This is a genomic window from Streptomyces sp. Je 1-369, from assembly GCF_026810505.1.
In the GTDB taxonomy this organism is placed as follows: Bacteria; Actinomycetota; Actinomycetes; order Streptomycetales; family Streptomycetaceae; genus Streptomyces.
This window is the reverse complement of record NZ_CP101750.1, coordinates 715,732-732,182: the sequence shown is the minus strand read 5'-3', so window position 1 is coordinate 732,182 and position 16,451 is coordinate 715,732. Positions and strand designations below refer to the sequence as shown.

Below are 16,451 nucleotides of genomic sequence, written 5' to 3'. Positions count from 1 at the left end.
GACAAAAGGCGATCCCTGTCCGCGACCGAATGCCCACTCAATTCCCCGCCCCCCTCACACAGTCTTCGCAGCCCTGTCATGCCCGGACCCGTGATCGTGTCCAGAACCTAGCCCGAACGGAGGCACCGATGCGCGGCGCATCCCCCCGCTCCTTGTCTGCGCAGGCCACCCGCCGGTCAGGCGCCAGTTGTCGGGCTGTCCATGTGGCGCTCCCCGTACGGACGGAACAGGCCCTCCTGCACCACCGACACCAGGAGGCGCCCCTCAGTGTCGTAGATACGACCCCGGGCGAGGCCGCGGCCCCCCGTGACGATGGGGGACTCCTGGTCGTAGAGGAACCACTCGTCGGCGCGGAAGGGCCGGTGGAACCACATGGCGTGGTCGAGTGACGCCATGTCGAAGCCGCGGGGCCCCCAGAGCGGCTCGACCGGGATGCGGACCGCGTCGAGGAGCGTCATGTCGCTCGCGTAGGTGAGCGCGCAGGTGTGCACGAGCGGATCGTCGCCCAGCGGTCCCACGGCGCGCATCCACACCGCGCTGCGCGGCTCGGCGTCCTTGATCTCCTCGGCGGTCCAGCGCAGCCGGTCGACATAGCGGATGTCGAAGGGCTGGCGTCGGGCCATGCGCTCCAACTGCTCGGGGAGCGCGCCGAGGTGCTCCTTGATCTCCTCGGCGACCGTCGGCAGCGACTCCGGAGAGGGAGCCGTCAGGCGCGGCGGCAGCTGGTGTTCGAAGGCGCCCTGTTCGGGCTGATGGAAGGAGGCGGTGAGGTTGAAGATGGTGCGGCCCTGCTGGACAGCGGTGACGCGGCGCGTGGTGAAGGAGCGCCCGTCCCTGACTCGCTCGACCTGGTACACGATGGGCACGCCCGGGCGACCCGGGCGCAGGAAGTACGCGTGCAGGGAGTGCACGGGGCGGTCACCCTCGGTGGTGCGCCCCGCGGCCACCAGTGCCTGGCCGGCGACCTGCCCGCCGAACACGCGCTGCAGGGACTCGTTCGGGCTGCGGCCCCGGAAGATGTTGACCTCGATCTGCTCCAGGTCCAGCAGGTCGACCAACTTGTCGGCGGGATTGTTCATGGCAGTTCCTCGACTCCTGTCCGGGACACGCGGATCCTCGGGGCCCTCAGAGCTGACCGACGTCCGTGACCCGGATGACGGCGAGGCCCTCCTCGTCGGAAGCGGCGAGATCGACCTCCGCGCTGATGCCCCAGTCATGGTCGCCGTTCGGATCGGCGAACGTCTGGCGGACGCGCCACAGACCGTGCTCGGGATCCTCCTCGATGAGCAACAGCTTCGGGCCACGGGCGTCGGGACCGGTGCCGAGATCTTCGTACTCGTCCCAGTACTTGTCCATGGCCTCGCCCCAGGCGTCAGCGTCCCACCCGGACTCGGCGTCCAGCTCACCCAGCTCCTCGACGTGGTCGAGGGCGGCCAGCTCGACCCTGCGGAACAGCGCGTTGCGCACCAGGACGCGGAAGGCGCGGGCGTTGGCCGTGACCGGCCTGACCTGGTCCGCCTTCTCCTGCGCCTCCTCGGCCGTCATGACCTCGGGGTTGGCGAGCTGCTCCCACTCGTCGAGGAGGCTGGAGTCGACCTGCCGGACCATCTCGCCGAGCCAGGCGATCAGGTCTTCGAGATCCTCGGACTTCAGGTCGTCCGGGATGGTGTGCTCCAAGGCCTTGTACGCGCTCGCGAGGTAGCGCAGCACAATGCCCTCCGTGCGAGCGAGCTCGTAGAAGGAGGTGAACTCCGTGAAGGACAGCGCCCGTTCGTACATGTCGCGGATGACCGACTTCGGGGACAGCGGGTGGTCGCCGACCCACGGGTGACTCGTGCGGTACGTGTCGTACGCGTGGAAGAGCAGCTCCTCCAGGGGCTTGGGGTACGTGATGTCCTGGAGCCGTTCCATGCGGTCCTCGTACTCGACGCCGTCCGCCTTCATCAGCGCCACGGCTTCGCCCCGCGCCTTGTTCTGCTGGGCCGCGAGGATCTGACGCGGGTCGTCAAGGGTGGACTCGACGACGGACACCATGTCGAGAGCGTACGAGGGGGACTCGGGGTCCAGGATCTCGAAGGCGGCGAGAGCGAACGTCGACAACGGCTGGTTGAGCGCGAAGTCCTGCTGCAAGTCAACGGTCAGGCGCACGATGCGGCCCGTGGAGTCCGGCTCGTCGAGCTTCTCCACGACACCGCCGTCGAGCAGGGAGCGGTAGATCGCGATGGCCCGACGGATGTGCCGGAGCTGCTGCTTGCGCGGCTCGTGGTTGTCCTCGAGGAGATGACGCATCGCTTTGAAGGCGTTGCCCGGTCGGGCGATCACGGACAGCAGCATGGTGTGCGTGACCCGGAAGCGGGACGTCAGCGGCTCCGGCTCGGAAGCGATGAGCTTCTCGAAGGTGCTCTCGGACCAGGCGACGAAGCCCTCGGGCGCCTTCTTGCGGACCACCTTGCGGCGCTTCTTCGCGTCGTCGCCGGCCTTCGCCAGCGCCTTTTCGTTCTCGATGACGTGCTCGGGCGCCTGTGCCACCACGAAGCCCGCCGTGTCGAAGCCCGCACGCCCGGCGCGCCCGGCGATCTGGTGGAACTCCCGCGCGCGAAGCGTGCGGACACGGTTTCCGTCGTACTTGGTGAGCGCGGTGAACAGCACGGTGCGGATCGGAACGTTGACGCCGACGCCCAGGGTGTCGGTGCCGCAGATGACCTTGAGGAGACCCGCCTGCGCGAGCTTCTCCACCAGGCGGCGGTACTTGGGCAGCATGCCCGCGTGGTGCACGCCGATCCCGTGCCGCACGTAGCGCGAGAGGTTGCGGCCGAACTTGGTGGTGAAGCGGAAGCTGCCGATCAGGTCGGCGATCTTGTCCTTCTCCTCGCGCGTGCACATGTTGATGCTCATGAGCGACTGTGCGCGCTCGACCGCCTGGGCCTGGGTGAAGTGGACGATGTAGACCGGCGCCTGCTTGGTCTCCAGGAGCTCAGTGATCGTTTCGGTGATCGGCGTCAGACGGTACTCGTAGGAGAGCGGCACCGGGCGCGTCGCCGACCGCACGACCGAGGTGGGTCGGCCCGTGCGGCGCGTCAGGTCCTTCTCGAACATCGAGACGTCGCCGAGCGTCGCCGACATGAGGATGAACTGCGCCTGCGGAAGTTCGAGCAGTGGGATCTGCCAGGCCCAGCCGCGGTCCTGCTCGGCGTAGAAATGGAACTCGTCCATCACGACCTGGCCGATGTCGGCGTCCTTGCCGTCCCGCAACGCGATCGAGGCGAGGACCTCGGCCGTGCAGCAGATGACGGGAGCGTCGGAGTTGACGGACGCGTCGCCCGTCAGCATGCCGACGTTCTCGGTGCCGAAGAGTTTGCACAGGTCGAAGAACTTCTCCGACACCAGAGCCTTGATGGGCGCCGTGTAGAAGGTGACTTTGTCCTGGGCGAGCGCTGTGAAGTGCGCTCCCGCCGCGACCAGGCTCTTGCCGGAGCCGGTGGGCGTGGACAAGATCACGTTGGCTCCGGAGACCACCTCGATCAGCGCCTCCTCCTGGGCCGGGTAGAGAGTGATGCCCTGGTCCTCGGCCCACGACGAGAAGGCTTCGAAGAGGGCGTCGGGGTCGGCGTCGGGCGGCAGCTGATCGATAAGGGTCACACCCCCATCTTGCCTTCCTTCCCACCCGATCAGGGAACCGGAGGTCTGCACGAAGATCACGAACGCTACGCTGTGTCGCCGACGGGGCGTCAGACCAAGGGAAATGGGGCGGGCAACAGCGATGATGGGACCGGCACACTCACTGTCGGGAGCGGCGGCCTGGCTCGGGGTCGGCGCTGCCGCAGCGGCCGCAGGGCACACCATGCCCTGGCCGGTCCTGCTCGTAGGGGCGCTGATCTGCGCCGGAGCGGCGCTCGCGCCCGACCTGGACCACAAGTCGGCGACCATCTCGCGGGCCTTCGGGCCGGTCTCCCGGGGCTTGTGCGAGATCGTCGACAAGCTTTCCTACGCCGTCTACAAGGCGACCCGGAAGCAGGGGGACCCACGCCGTTCGGGCGGGCACCGTACGCTGACGCACACCTGGCTGTGGGCGGTGCTGATCGGAGCGGGCGCCTCGGCCCTGGCGATCTTCGGCGGGCGCTGGGCGGTCCTCGGCATCCTCTTCGTCCACATGGTGCTCGCCATCGAGGGCCTGCTGTGGCGGGCCGCCCGCGGGTCGAGCAGCGACGTACTCGTGTGGCTGCTGGCCGCGACGAGTGCGTGGATCCTCGCGGGCGTCCTGGACAAGTCGGGCAACGGCGCGGACTGGCTGTTCACCGAGCCCGGCCAGGAGTACCTGTGGCTCGGGCTGCCGATCGTGCTCGGTGCCCTGGTGCACGACATCGGGGACGCGCTGACCGTCTCCGGGTGCCCGATCCTGTGGCCCATCCCCATCGGGCGCAAGCGCTGGTACCCGATCGGGCCGCCGAAGGCGCTGCGGTTCCGGGCCGGCAGCTGGATCGAGCTCAAGGTGCTGATGCCGGTGTTCATGCTGCTCGGGGGAGTGGGCGGCGCGGCCGCGCTCAACTTCATCTGAGAGGGCTCCCCTGCTGGCAGGGGCACTTTCGTCCGGAGAACGGCCGCGTCGGCTGCGGATCACGCCCTGCCTGGTTGTTCACCGTGCCAGGCGTGCCAGAGCGCGGCGTAGGCGCCGTCGGCCTCGACGAGCTCCTCGTGGGGGCCCAGCTCGGTCACCCGGCCGTCCTGCATCACCGCCACGCGATCGGCGTCGTGGGCCGTCTGCAGACGGTGGGCGATGGCGATGACGGTGCGCCCCCGGAGGACCGCGGCCAGAGCTCGTTCCGTGTGGCGTGCTGTGGTCGGGTCCAGAAGCGCGGTGGCCTCGTCGAGGATCAGCGTGTGCGGGTCGGCAAGCACGACTCGGGCCAGCGCCAATTGCTGGGCCTGCGCTCCGTGCAGCTGGTGCCCGCCGGGGCCCAGCTCGGTGTCGAGACCGTCCGGCAGGCTGTCCGACCAGTCGGCGCCGACCGCGGTGAGGGCTGCTCCGAGTTCGGCGTCCGTGGCGGACTCCGCCGCTATCAGGAGGTTGTCCCGGACGGTGCCGAGGAACACGTGGTGTTCTTGGGTGACCAGGACGACCTGTCGGCGCAGCCGGTTCGGGGGCAGGTCGGCGATCGGTACACCGCCGACGGTCACCGTCCCGCTGGCGGGCGTGTCGATACCGGCCAGGAGGCGGCTCAGGGTGCTTTTACCCGCCCCCGAGGGCCCGACGATCGCGAGGCGCTCGCCGGGGTGTACGGACAGGGTGACTCCACGCAGGACATCGGCTCCGCTGTCGTAAGCGAAGCGCGCCTCCCGCACCTCGATGCGGTCGTCCTCGGGGGAGTCTGGGGAGCTTTCGGGAGAGGGAGAGGGAGAGGGGTCGGCAGATGTCGCAGGGAAGGTAACGGAGAGTTCGGAAGGCCCCTTGGGGGCGGCGGCCAGGCCTTCGACGCGCGCGAAGGAGGCGCCGCTGCTCTGGAGCTGTTCGACCTGCTGAAGGATCGTGTCCAAGGGCTGGGAGAGCTGCTGCAGGTACAGGGCCGCGGCGACCACGGTGCCGAGACTCATGGACCCCTGTTGGTGCAGCACGCCGCCGAGGAACAGCACGGCGACAACAGGGACGGCGTACGAAACGTCGATGGAAGGGAACAGGACGCTGCGCAGGAACAGCGTCCGGTCATGGGCGGCGACGCACCGCTCGATCTCCGCCTCGCTGTCCGCGACCCGGCGCTCGCGAAGACGCAGGGCCTCGACGGTGCGGGCTCCGGAAGCGGTGGCCGCGAGTACTTCCGCCAGTGTGGAGTGTGCCGCGCCCTGCTCGAGGTAGGCCGAACGGGCACGGCGCAGGTACCAGCGGGTGGCGAACCAGATCCCGGTCAGGCCGAGCACACCGCAGACGCCGAGCAGCGGGTCGAGAAGGAAGATCGCGGTCAGGATGAACAGCGCCTGCACCGCCGCGACGAACACATCGGGTCCGGTGTCGCGCAGCATCTGTCCGGCGGTCGCCACGTCGGTGGTGCCGCGGGCCGTCAGATCGCCGGCACCAGCTCGCTCCACGACCGAGGCGGGCAGCGCGAGTGCCCGGTCGACGAACTGCTCACGGATACGGGCGAGGGTCCGTTCGCCGAAGCGGTGGGCGAGGTAGCGGGCGTGGCGAGCCAGCAGGAGCTGGGCGAGGGCACCGGCCAGGATGCCGAGGGCGAGACGGTCCACCGCATCGACGCCACCGCCGTCCCTGACCGTGTTGATGATGCGCCCGAGGAGCCAGGGACCGGTGAGGCCCGCTGCCGCCGCGAGCGCGTTGAAAGCGATCATCGTGACGAACGCGCCGGTGTCCTGGCGGATGAGGTGGACGGCGGCGCGGCGGACCTGTCGGCGGTCGGCCACGGGCAGGGAGCCGGGTGCGAAGGTTGCGGCAGCCGGGCCGCGGTGGGACGACGTCATCGGAGGGCCTCGTGAGTCGGCTCGGTAGCAGGGTGAGGGCGGGTGCGGCGTGCTGCCGCGTTCTGCTCCTCCGCCTCGTGGTCTTCGTTTTCGGCGCCCTCACCGGTGCCGCGCGACACCAAGCGTCGGTAGTCCGGGTGCCGGGCGAAGAGGTCGGCGTGGCTGCCGGTCGCGGTCACCCGGCCGCCGACCAGGTAGTGGACGACATCGGCTTGGTCCAGGACGAGGGGGGACGTGGTCGTGACGAGAGTCGTGCGGCCCGCGCGGGCGGTGCGAAGCCGGGTCGCCATGTTCGCCTCGGTGTGGGAGTCGACCGCGGAGGTGGGTTCGACGGCCAGGAGGACTTCCGGTTCGGCGAGCAGGGCACGGGCCAGTCGGACACGCTGACGCTGGCCGCCGGACAGGTTGCGGCCTTGGGAGTCAAGCGTGGCATCGAGCCCGTCCGGCAGGCCGAGGACGATGTCGCGGGCCATGGCCGCGTCGACCGCGCGGGCGATGGCCTCCTCGTCCGGAGCGCAGCGGCCGGAGAGGGCCGCACGCAACGTACCGGCGAAGAGGTCGGCCTCGTTGTCCGCCACCAGGATCCGGGTGCGGACCTCGTCCAGGGCGACGGCGTCGAGGCGTACGGACCCCCAGGTGGCAAGGGAAGAAGTGAATCGGCCCAGGCGGTCGACGATGTCCGTGCCGTCCGAGGCACGAGCACTGACGAGGGCGGTGAGGAGACCGGGTTCGACCTCTACATCGGACAGCGGGTCACGCAGCACGGACGGCTCCTTCGGGCCGGGCACAGGCTCCGCGCGCGCGGAGGCCTTCCATGCCCCGGGCGCCAGGTTCAAGAAGTCCACCACCCTGCGCGCGGCGACCAGGCCTCGGCCGATGTCGTAGCTGCCTTCGATGAGGAACGTCACCGGCAGGACGAGCACGGCGACGTAGCCGTAGACGGCGACCAACTCGCCCACGGTGATGTCGCCCTGAGCGGCCATGCGCGCGGCGAGCCACGTCACGGCGGCCAGGAACAGGGTGGGCAGGCCGATGCTGAAGGCCTGGATCCAGCTCATGCTCGACCCGACCCGGTAGCCCTCGTCACGGAGCCGGTGCGAACCCTCGCGGTAGCGGGCCGCGAACACCGCCTTGCCCCCCAGACCGTTGAGAACACGGAGGCCGCCGGCGAGGTCGCCGAGTATCGCGGCGAGTGCGCCCTGACGCTCCCGGTAGGCCGACTCGGCCCCCTGCAGACGGCCGAGGAACGGGCCGATCAGCACCGCGAGCAGCGGCACGCCGACCAGCACCACGCCGGCGAGCAGCGGAGAGACGGACAACAGCAGCGCGGCCACCACGAAGTAGGCGATCACCGCGCCGACTCCGGGACCCGTCACGGTCAGGGTCTGGCTGATCACGCCCACGTCGGAGTGACCGATGGTGACGACCTCACCGGCCGAGACCCGGCGCGGCAGGGCAGCGCCGAGCCGGGTCGCGTGGTCGACCACGACACGCACGGTGCGGAAGTAGGCGTCGAGCCGGATCCGGGTCATGGTGCGATGCCGCATGATCGCCAGCCAGGCGTTGAGGAGTCCGATGCCGAACAGGGCCGCGCACCAACCGACGAGGGCGGAGCGGTCACCCGTTCGCAGACCGTCGTCGATGGCGCGCGACAGGACGTACGGGGGGAGGGTCAGGCAGACCATCCAGACCGTGCCCAACAGGGCTCCCAGGAGCACACGTTGCGGCTGGCTGACGATCACCCACCAGAGGTAGCGGGCAGGCCCGCGCCGGTCGGGGACGCCGGTATCCGTGGACGATGCAGCCATCGTCGTACCTTAACCACCCCCGGGCCAGCGGCATCAGGACACCCTGTGACACCGCCTCTATCCGTGCCAGGACCGCCACAGCGCCGCGTACGCGCCGTCCGCCGCCACCAGCTGATCGTGGCTGCCAAGTTCCGCGATCCGGCCGCTCTCGACGACCGCGATGACGTCCGCGTCATGCGCGGTGTGCAGCCGGTGGGCGATCGCCACGACCGTACGGCCGTCCAGCACGCGGGCGAGGGAACGCTCCAAGTGCCGTGCCGCGCGGGGGTCGAGGAGCGATGTCGCCTCGTCCAGAACCAACGTGTGCGGGTCGGCGAGGACGAGGCGCGCCAGAGCGATCTGCTGAGCCTGTGCGGGCGTCAGGGCGAAACCGCCCGAGCCGACCTCGGTGTCGAGGCCCTCGTCGAGGCCGCGCGCCCAGTCGGCGGCGTCCACCGCGCCGAGCGCCGCCCACAGTTCGGCGTCCCGGGCGCCGGTCCTGGCCAGGAGGAGGTTGTCGCGCAGAGAACCCACGAATACATGGTGTTCCTGGTTGACCAGGGCCACATGCGCACGTACCTGCTCGGCGGGCATCGCCGACAGTGCGGCGCCGCCGAGGGTGACGTGACCGGTGCGCGGACCGTAGATCCCGGCGAGGAGCCTGCCCAGCGTCGACTTTCCCGCACCCGACGGCCCGACCAGGGCGACACGCGAGCCGGGTTCGACGGCGAGGGAGACCTCGCGGAGCACGTCGACGCCCGCGCGGTAGCCGAAGTGCACATCGTCCGCACGGACATGACGCCCGTCCGGGATGACGGAGGGATCACCCGCGTCCGGCTCGATGTCACGCACCCCGACCAGCCGGGCCAGCGACACCTGGGCGACCTGCAGCTCGTCGTACCAGCGCAGGATGATGCCGAGCGGCTCGACGAGCATCTGGGCGATCAGGACTCCGGTGGTCAGCTGCCCCACTCCGATCCAGCCCTGGAGGACGAAGGCACCGCCGATCATCAGAGTCGAGCACAGCACGGTCGTGTGCGTGAGGTTGATGACAGGAAAGAGGACCGAGCGCAGATAGAGGGTGTACCGCTCCCACGCGGTCCATTGCTCGATGCGGCGCTCCGACAGCTCGATGCGGCGACGGCCGAGGCGGTGGGCCTCGACAGTGCGTCCCGCGTCGACGGTCTCGGTGAGGGCGGCGGCGACGGCTGCGTAACCGGCGGCCTCCGAGCGGTAGGCGGCGGGGGCCCGCTTGAAGTACCAGCGACAGCCCACCACGAGAAGCGGCACGGCGACGAGCACGGCGGGCGCCAGAGGAGGCGCCGTCACGATGAGTCCGCCGAGCAGCAGTACCACCCACACCACGCCGATGGCGAGCTGCGGCACCGCTTCGCGCATGGCGTTGGCGAGACGGTCGACGTCCGTGGTGATGCGCGAGAGCAGGTCGCCGGTACCGGCCCGCTCAAGGACGCCCGGCGGCAGCCCGACGGACCGGACGAGGAAGTCCTCGCGCAGGTCCGCCAGCATCCGTTCGCCGAGCATCGCGCCGCGCAGCCGCACCTCCCGTACGAAGAGGGCCTGCACGACGAGCGCGGCCGCGAACAGGGCGATCGTCAGCTCCAGATGGAGGTCGCGCGCACCGTCCGAGACCTTTTCGACCAGGTCGCCGAGGAGATAGGGACCGACCATCGAGGCGACGACGGCGAGTGTGTTCACCAGGATGAGCAGGAGAAAGGACCTGCGGTGGCGCTTGAACAGTTCGGTGACGTAGGCGCGTACGGTCGCGGCCGAGCCGACGGGCAGGGTCTCCGCCGTCGTGGGGGCCGCCGGATCGTAGGCCGGGGGCGCCAGGCCGATCATGCCGTCTCCTCGATGTCGAAATCGGTCAGGGTGTCCGTATCCGTGCGGGCGTCCGTGCGGGCGTCGGAGGCGACGCGTTCCGCGTCGGTCTCCCGGGTGACGACCGCGCGGTACCGCGGCTCGGTGTGCACCAGTTCGCGGTGCGCGCCCACCGCCGCGACCTCGCCGTCGGCAAGGAAGACGACGCGCTCGGCGCGGTCGAGGAGCAGCGGTGACGACGTGAGCACCACGGTGGTGCGTCCTCCGCGCAGCTGCCGGATGCCGTCGGCGACCCGGGCCTCGGTGTGCGAGTCGACGGCGGACGTCGGCTCGTCGAGTACCAGCGCCTCGGGGTCGGTGACCAGGGAGCGGGCGAGGGCCAGGCGTTGGCGCTGGCCCCCGGAGAGGGAGCGGCCGCGTTCCGTGAGGTGGGCGGCCATCGGGTCGTCGTCCATCGAAGCCTGTGCGAGGGCGTCCAGGACGTCGGAGCACTGGGCCGCGTCGAGAGCCTCCTCGGGGCTGACGGCTCCCGACGCCGGTACGTCGAGGAGCTGGCGGAGCGTTCCGGAGAGGAGGACGGGGTCCTTGTCCTGGACCAGGACGGCGGTGCGTGCGGTGGCCAGGGGCAGGTCGTCCAGCGGTACGTCGCCGAGGCGCACGGACGGCAGGCCAGCGGCCCCATCGAACGCGGGATGTCCGCCGAGCCGTTCGGCGAGGCGTCCTGCCTCGTCCGGATCGCCGCAGACCACCGCGGTGAGCCGTCCGGCCGGCGCGAGCAGCCCGGTCGCCGGGTCGTACAGGTCGCCGGTGGGCGTGCGTGCGTCGCCCGCCTGGGACCGTGCCTTCTCGGGGAGCGACTCGCCGACGGGACTGGACCCGTGCTCAGACCCGTCCCGCGATGCCGCGGCCTCGGTCGTGCGCTGGAGCGAGAGCACGCGTGCCGCCCTCTTCGCGGAGGGCCGCGAGAAGGAGTACGCCATGGCGATCTCTTCGAAGTGCCGCAGCGGGTAGTTGAGGATCATGATGGCGCTGTAGACGGTGACGAGCTCACCGACCGTGACACGGCCCTCGCGGGCGAGGTGCACGCCCTGCCAGACGACCGCGATCAGCAGCAGCCCGGGCATCAGGACCTGGATGGCCGAGATGACCGCCCACATGCGGGCGCTGCGCACGGCGGCGGTGCGGACCTCCTGCGAGGCGTCGCGGTACCGGTCGAGGAAGAGTTCCTCGCCACCGATGCCGCGCAGCACCCGCAGTCCGGCGACGGTGTCCGACGCCAGCTCGGTGGCCCGGCCCGCCTTCTCGCGCTGGTGGTCCGCCCGGCGGGTGGCGCGGGGCAGCAGCGGAAGGACGGCGAGGGCGAGCACCGGGATGCCGATGGCGACGATGATGCCGAGGGAGGGCTGGTACACGAGGAGGCCGACACAGACGAGGACGACCGTGAGCGCGGCCGCGGCGAACCGCGAAAGCGCCTCCACGAACCAGCCGATCTTCTCGACGTCGCCGGTGGAGACGGCGACGACCTCGCCCGCGGCGACGCGCCGGGTGAGTGCGGAGCCGAGCGCGGCGGTCTTGTGCGCGAGGAGCTGCTGCACGCGGGCCGCGGCAGTGATCCAGTTGGTGACCGCGGTGCGGTGCAGCATCGTGTCGCCCAGTGCGATGGCGATGCCGAGGAGGAGGATCAGCGCGCCCGAGAGGGCGAGCCGTCCGCCGGACCCGTCGAGCACGGCCTCGACGGCGATGCCGACCATGTACGGCAGGCCCGCGATGGAGCCGAAGTGCAGCAGGCCCCAGGCGAGGGACTTGAGTTGTCCGCCGAGCTGGTTGCGGCCCAGCCACAGCAGGAAGCGTGGCCCCGACCGGGCATCAGGGACGCCGGGGTCGGGATACGGAAGGTCGCGAATCTGCATGACGTCCCAGGAATCGGTGCGGCGGCCGTCGCCCGGGCGAAGTGGTGGTGGGAGCGCACGGCGGTTACAAACCGTGAAAGGTTCGCCTCGCGCGGTGGCTCGAGGCAAACGGTTTTCCGTTCCGAGGTAAAGAATCAGCCCGGTCACGGCGTGGGCCGCGGGGCTTGGCGAGGGTTCCGCGGACGGGGTGCGACCATGGGCGGATGCGAATAGCCGGTACGGTGCGAGTGGTGGTCGCGGCAGCGGCCTGCGGTGTTCTTCTGACGTCCTGCGCGAGCGGAAGCGACGGCGGCGCGAAGAAGGGCGACGCCGGCGCCGACCACGGGAAGAGTCCCCAGGCAGGGTCCGCCGACATGCGGCGCATCCCCGACGTGGGCAACCGGCTGCAGTCCAAGATCCCCGAGGAGTCCCGCCAGGTCGTCGCGGTCTACGGCGACGGCGAGGACTCGGCGAAGTCGACCGTCGTGCTCTACACGAAGTCGGGAGCCAAGGACACGACCTGGGAGAAGTCCCGCAGCTGGCCCGCACACAACGGCAAGAAGGGCTGGACGACCGACCACCGCGAGAACGACAAGCGCAGCCCGGTCGGCGTGTTCACGCTCACCGACGCGGGGGGTGTCCTGACGGATCCGGGCGCCAAGTTCCCGTACACGAGATCTTCGTCCATCCAGGCCCCGCACTACTGGCCCAGGACGCACTGGCACGATTTCGACTACGTCATCGCGATCGACTACAACCGCGCCAAGGGCACCCCGCCGAACGATCCGACGCGTCCGCAGGGTCAGGCCAAGGGCGGCAGCATCTGGCTGCACATGGACCACGGCAGCGGTACGTCCGGCTGCGTGAGCCTGGCAAAGCCGGCCATGGAGTACCTGCTGCGCACGCTCGACCCGAAGCAGCATCCGGTCGTGGTGATGGGTGACGAAGCAAACCTGGAGGCTTGAGGCTTGCGGTCGCAAGTGGTGGGTGTGACGTGCGGGGCGGCACCATTGCGGTGATCGGCAACTGCCCATAGAAATCACCCATGAGAAGACGCGTCATGTCCATGCTCATCGGAGCGGCCCTCGCGGCGAGCACCCTCCTCGGCACCGGACCAGCAGCAGCGGCCGACACACCACCGGTGGAATTCGGTGACGACTGGCACGACCCGATCACCGCCGCACCACCCGTGCCGAAACCGCACACCAAGTCCTGCGAAGTGACGGTCGCCGAGGCGCAGTTCAAGGACTTCACCCCGTACAAAGGCGACTACGCGCCTCCGGCGAAATGCGGCAAGGGCCAATGGGGCAAGGTGGTGCTGCGTCTGGACGGGAAGGTCAAGGGGCGCCAGTACGACCGCCTCGGGTACCTCCGGATAGGTGGGGTCGAAGTTCTGCGCACATCGACCCCTGAGCCGTCGGTCGACGGCATCACCTGGTCCGTGGAGAAGGACGTCACGCGCTACCGCGAGACGCTGAGCCGCGACCAGCAGGTCGAGATGCTCATCGGAAACGTCGTCAACGACACGTACACCGGCATCATCGACGTCAAGGCGACGCTGACGTTCTATGAGCCGGTGAAGGCGGCGAAGGCGGTGAGAGCGGCGCAGGCGCCCGATCGTGTCATTCCCCTCGGGGACGCCAGGGGCAGCAGTGGCATCAGTGGCAGCAGCGACGGCGCAACGCTCACCACCCCGCGCAACAGCGAACGCATCGTCGCCGAGGTGTACGCCACCGGGTCCGGCGGAGGCTGCGAGGAGTACTGGTATCTGACCGTGCCCGACGCCGCGCCCTACTCCTGCAAGGCCGACCACGGCCCCTACCGGGAGGTGCAGGTCAAGGTCGACGGACGACTGGCCGGCATCGCGGCGCCGTTCCCGACCGTCTGGACCGGCGGCTGGTCGAACCCGTTCCTCTGGTACGTGATCCCGGGGCCCCGCGCCTTCGACATCAAGCCCGTCGAGTACGACCTGACCCCCTTCGCGGGCATCCTCAACGACGGCCGCCCGCACCAGGTGGAGGTCTCCGTCGTCGGCGTCCCCGAGGCCCGGACAGGATGGAGCACACCGGTCAACGTGCTGGTCTGGCAGGACAAGAAGAGCGACCGCGTCACGGGCAGGCTGACCGGCCACAAGGAGAGCACCCCCGCCAACACGGCGAAGTACACGCCCGGAACGGGCGACGAGGCGCACCGGCTGGACACCGAGGGCGGTCACCGGCTCAGCGTGTCCGGGTACGTGAACACCTCGCACGGCCGCGTCGCCACGACCGTGACCCGCAGCCTCGCGAACACCTCCCTGCACCGCTGGACCGAGGGCGAGTCGCTGGACGCGCTCAAGGCCACGTGGACGGACCGTGAGACGGTCACCACGGGCCGCCGTGCCGTGCGCACCGACCGGACGTACACCATGGACGGCACCACGACCCTGGGCGCCGGTGACCGGCTGCGCACCGAGATCTCCCTCGGCGACCGCGCCGAGAGCGTCACGAGAACGGGAGGCCGGCGCACTGGCTGGTCCGTCCTTGACGACCGTTACGACGGCGATGCGACGTACACCGCGAACGTTCCCCGCGATCAGCGGCACGCAGTGGGCACCTCGCGCGAGCGCTACCGCCTGACCGGCGACACGGGCTGCTACGACCGGACGATCGCCACCGCGCAAGGAATCCTGACGCACGACCACCGGCGCTGCTGATCGCGAAGGGGTGGTGGGTGGCACATGTGCCACCCACCACCCCCCATCAGGCCCGGGTCCGTTACGCCTTGGGCTTCTCGGAGTCCACTCCCGGTCGCTCCTTCTGCCACAGACCGCGCGTGAAGTCGGGGATCGCCTGCGGCGCGCCCTTCGCCTTGATCGACAGATGGCTCAGCGGTACGGGGGCTGTCCACGTCGCGGCGTCGTACACGTCGAAGTCCGGTACCAGGCCGAGCTGCATGGTCTGCATCAGGCGGAAGATCATGATGTAGTCCATGCCGCCGTGCCCGCCGGGCGGGTTGGAGTGCTCCTTCCACAGCCAGTGATCGAAATCGGCGTACTTGGCGAAGTCGCCCCACTCGTCGTCCGTGTGGTCCGGCTCTATGTAGATGCGCTCGGGGTAGTCCTCGAAGACGCCTCGCGTGCCGCCGAGGCTGTTGATCCGGGAGTAGGGATGCGGGGTGCTGACGTCGTGTTCGAGGCGGATCACCCGGCCCTTCGCCGTCTGGACCAGGCTGATGGTGCGGTCGCTCTCGATGTACGTCTCCTTCCAGCTCGGGTCGCCCGCGGGCATGTGCTCCTTGCGGTACTCGGCGAGACCGAGAGAGGGCGTGCCGAAGCTGGATATGTGCGTGGCGCGGTCACCGCGATTGACGTCCATGTAGTTGGCGACCGGGCCGAAGCCGTGGTTGGGGTAGAGGTCGCCGCGCAGCCGGGTGTGCCAGAGGCGCCGCCACGGCCCTTCGTAGTAGTCCGGGTCGAACATCAGGCCGCGCAGGTCGTGGTTGTACGCCCCCGCGCCGTGCAGCAGGTCACCGAACTTGCCCGCGTGCGCCATCCGCAGGACGCGCATCTCGTTCTTGCCGTAACAGCAGTTCTCCAGCTGCATGCAGTGCCTGCGAGTGCGCTCGGAGAGGTCGACCAGCTCCCACAGCTCGTCGAGGCGCAGGGCGATGGGACACTCCACGCCCACGTGCTTGCCGTTCAGCATCGCCGACTTGGCCATGGCGAAGTGGAAGTCCCAGGGCGTCGCCACGTACACGAAGTCGATGTCGCCGCGCTTGCACAGGTTCTCGTAGTCGTGCTCGCCCTTGGTGTACGTCGCCGGGGCGGGCTGGCCCGCGGCCGTGACCTTCTTCGCGGCCGCGGCAGTCTTGTCCTTGACCGGGTCGCAGAGCGCGACGACACGTACGCCGGGGATCGCGAGGAACAGATCGATCATGCTGCCGCCGCGGTTGCCGAGTCCGATGATCCCGACCCGGACCGTCGAGCGGCGCTGGAACGGCACGCCGATCATCGTCCTGCCCTTGCGCGCGGGCGCCTCGGCCGTGTCCTTCGCGGCGACGGCCCCGGTGGCCGCCGATTCGGGGGTGTCGGCGTGCGCCGTGCCGCCGGCGAAGGCGCCGACTCCCAGCCCCGCGCCCGCGAGGCCCGCCGTGCGGAGCACCGTGCGACGGGAGTGGCCGTCACCACCCGCCCTGCTGCTCTCGGTGCCGTCGTCCGGGGTGGTGCCTTCAGGGTGCGGTGTGACGTTCTCGTCGTGCATCGGACCTCCGTAGCTGACTGGCGGCTGGTCTCTACCACTGGGGCGGAAGCCACCCTGGTAGGAGGTCCGCCCGGGGCGCAAGAGACAGGAGGTGCCGAAGAGTTGGATTTATCGCAGGCCCGCCCGTCGAAGGCCCGCCCTTCGCGGGCCCGCCGCTCACGGGCCCGCCGCTCACGGGCCCGCCGCTCACGGGCGCGTCGCTCACGGGCGCGTCGCTCACGGGCGCGTCG

Annotated in this window: 10 protein-coding genes and 1 pseudogene; 4 read left to right on the top strand and 7 right to left on the bottom strand. The window is 70.0% G+C overall.

Annotated features, from left to right (window positions below):
- Window positions 1-176 precede the first annotated feature (176 nt).
- Both NOO62_RS03320 and NOO62_RS03315 read right to left on the bottom strand, forming a co-directional pair.
- Entirely contained in the window at window positions 177-1,079 is a 903-nt protein-coding gene (locus NOO62_RS03320; protein WP_268769374.1) for an acyl-CoA thioesterase, read from the bottom strand.
- A 46-nt stretch (window positions 1,080-1,125) separates the two neighbouring features.
- Entirely contained in the window at window positions 1,126-3,732 is a 2,607-nt protein-coding gene (locus NOO62_RS03315; RefSeq protein WP_398967978.1) for a DEAD/DEAH box helicase, read from the bottom strand.
- A gap of 28 nt (window positions 3,733-3,760) precedes the next feature.
- Here NOO62_RS03315 and NOO62_RS03310 point away from each other — a divergent pair, with 28 nt between their 5' ends.
- Entirely contained in the window at window positions 3,761-4,555 is a 795-nt protein-coding gene (locus NOO62_RS03310; RefSeq protein ID WP_268769372.1) for a metal-dependent hydrolase, read from the top strand.
- Window positions 4,556-4,614: 59 nt separating this feature from the next.
- Here the strand turns inward: NOO62_RS03310 and NOO62_RS03305 are convergent, their stop codons facing one another.
- From NOO62_RS03305 to NOO62_RS03290, 4 genes are read right to left on the bottom strand one after another with little or no spacing between them, the layout of a single operon-like run.
- On the bottom strand, window positions 4,615-6,465 hold the full coding sequence (locus NOO62_RS03305; RefSeq protein ID WP_268769371.1) for an ABC transporter ATP-binding protein: 1,851 nt from the start codon (window positions 6,463-6,465) through the stop codon (window positions 4,615-4,617).
- Window positions 6,462-8,273 (bottom strand): ABC transporter ATP-binding protein, encoded by a 1,812-nt coding sequence (locus tag NOO62_RS03300; RefSeq protein WP_268769370.1) that lies wholly within the window; start codon window positions 8,271-8,273, stop codon window positions 6,462-6,464. The genes NOO62_RS03305 and NOO62_RS03300 overlap by 4 nt, the downstream gene beginning before the upstream one ends.
- Window positions 8,274-8,330: 57 nt before the next feature.
- Window positions 8,331-10,112 (bottom strand): ABC transporter ATP-binding protein, encoded by a 1,782-nt coding sequence (locus tag NOO62_RS03295; protein ID WP_268769369.1) that lies wholly within the window; start codon window positions 10,110-10,112, stop codon window positions 8,331-8,333.
- Window positions 10,109-12,001: an ABC transporter transmembrane domain-containing protein gene (locus tag NOO62_RS03290; protein WP_268769368.1), complete on the bottom strand. Its 1,893-nt coding sequence runs from the start codon at window positions 11,999-12,001 to the stop codon at window positions 10,109-10,111. The genes NOO62_RS03295 and NOO62_RS03290 overlap by 4 nt, the downstream gene beginning before the upstream one ends.
- Window positions 12,002-12,228: 227 nt before the next feature.
- Here NOO62_RS03290 and NOO62_RS03285 point away from each other — a divergent pair, with 227 nt between their 5' ends.
- Both NOO62_RS03285 and NOO62_RS03280 read left to right on the top strand, forming a co-directional pair.
- Window positions 12,229-12,945, top strand: coding sequence for a L,D-transpeptidase family protein (locus NOO62_RS03285; RefSeq protein ID WP_268775455.1), 717 nt, complete (start codon window positions 12,229-12,231; stop codon window positions 12,943-12,945).
- Window positions 12,946-13,025: 80 nt separating this feature from the next.
- Complete coding sequence (locus tag NOO62_RS03280; RefSeq protein WP_321170551.1) at window positions 13,026-14,675, top strand: peptide-N4-asparagine amidase; 1,650 nt, start codon at window positions 13,026-13,028, stop codon at window positions 14,673-14,675.
- Window positions 14,676-14,736: 61 nt separating this feature from the next.
- Here the strand turns inward: NOO62_RS03280 and NOO62_RS03275 are convergent, their stop codons facing one another.
- Window positions 14,737-16,221 carry a Gfo/Idh/MocA family protein gene (locus NOO62_RS03275; protein ID WP_268769366.1) on the bottom strand — a complete coding sequence of 495 codons (1,485 nt, stop codon included), beginning with the start codon at window positions 16,219-16,221 and terminating at the stop codon, window positions 14,737-14,739.
- 17 nt (window positions 16,222-16,238) lie between these two features.
- Here NOO62_RS03275 and NOO62_RS39225 point away from each other — a divergent pair.
- Window positions 16,239-16,439 (top strand): annotated as a pseudogene (locus NOO62_RS39225) (hypothetical protein); the annotation flags it as partial.
- Window positions 16,440-16,451 lie beyond the last annotated feature (12 nt).

Excerpts from the sequence above, each read along its gene's own strand:
- NOO62_RS03320 (WP_268769374.1), bottom strand. The coding sequence starts at position 1,079 with ATGAACAATCCCGCCGACAAGTTGGTCGACCTGCTGGACCTGGAGCAG.
- NOO62_RS03300 (WP_268769370.1), bottom strand. The coding sequence starts at position 8,273 with ATGGCTGCATCGTCCACGGATACCGGCGTCCCCGACCGGCGCGGGCCT.
- NOO62_RS03280 (WP_321170551.1), top strand. The coding sequence starts at position 13,026 with ATGAGAAGACGCGTCATGTCCATGCTCATCGGAGCGGCCCTCGCGGCG.
- NOO62_RS03295 (WP_268769369.1), bottom strand. The coding sequence starts at position 10,112 with ATGATCGGCCTGGCGCCCCCGGCCTACGATCCGGCGGCCCCCACGACG.
- NOO62_RS03275 (WP_268769366.1), bottom strand. The coding sequence starts at position 16,221 with ATGCACGACGAGAACGTCACACCGCACCCTGAAGGCACCACCCCGGAC.
- NOO62_RS03305 (WP_268769371.1), bottom strand. The coding sequence starts at position 6,465 with ATGACGTCGTCCCACCGCGGCCCGGCTGCCGCAACCTTCGCACCCGGC.
- NOO62_RS03310 (WP_268769372.1), top strand. The coding sequence starts at position 3,761 with ATGATGGGACCGGCACACTCACTGTCGGGAGCGGCGGCCTGGCTCGGG.
- NOO62_RS03290 (WP_268769368.1), bottom strand. The coding sequence starts at position 12,001 with ATGCAGATTCGCGACCTTCCGTATCCCGACCCCGGCGTCCCTGATGCC.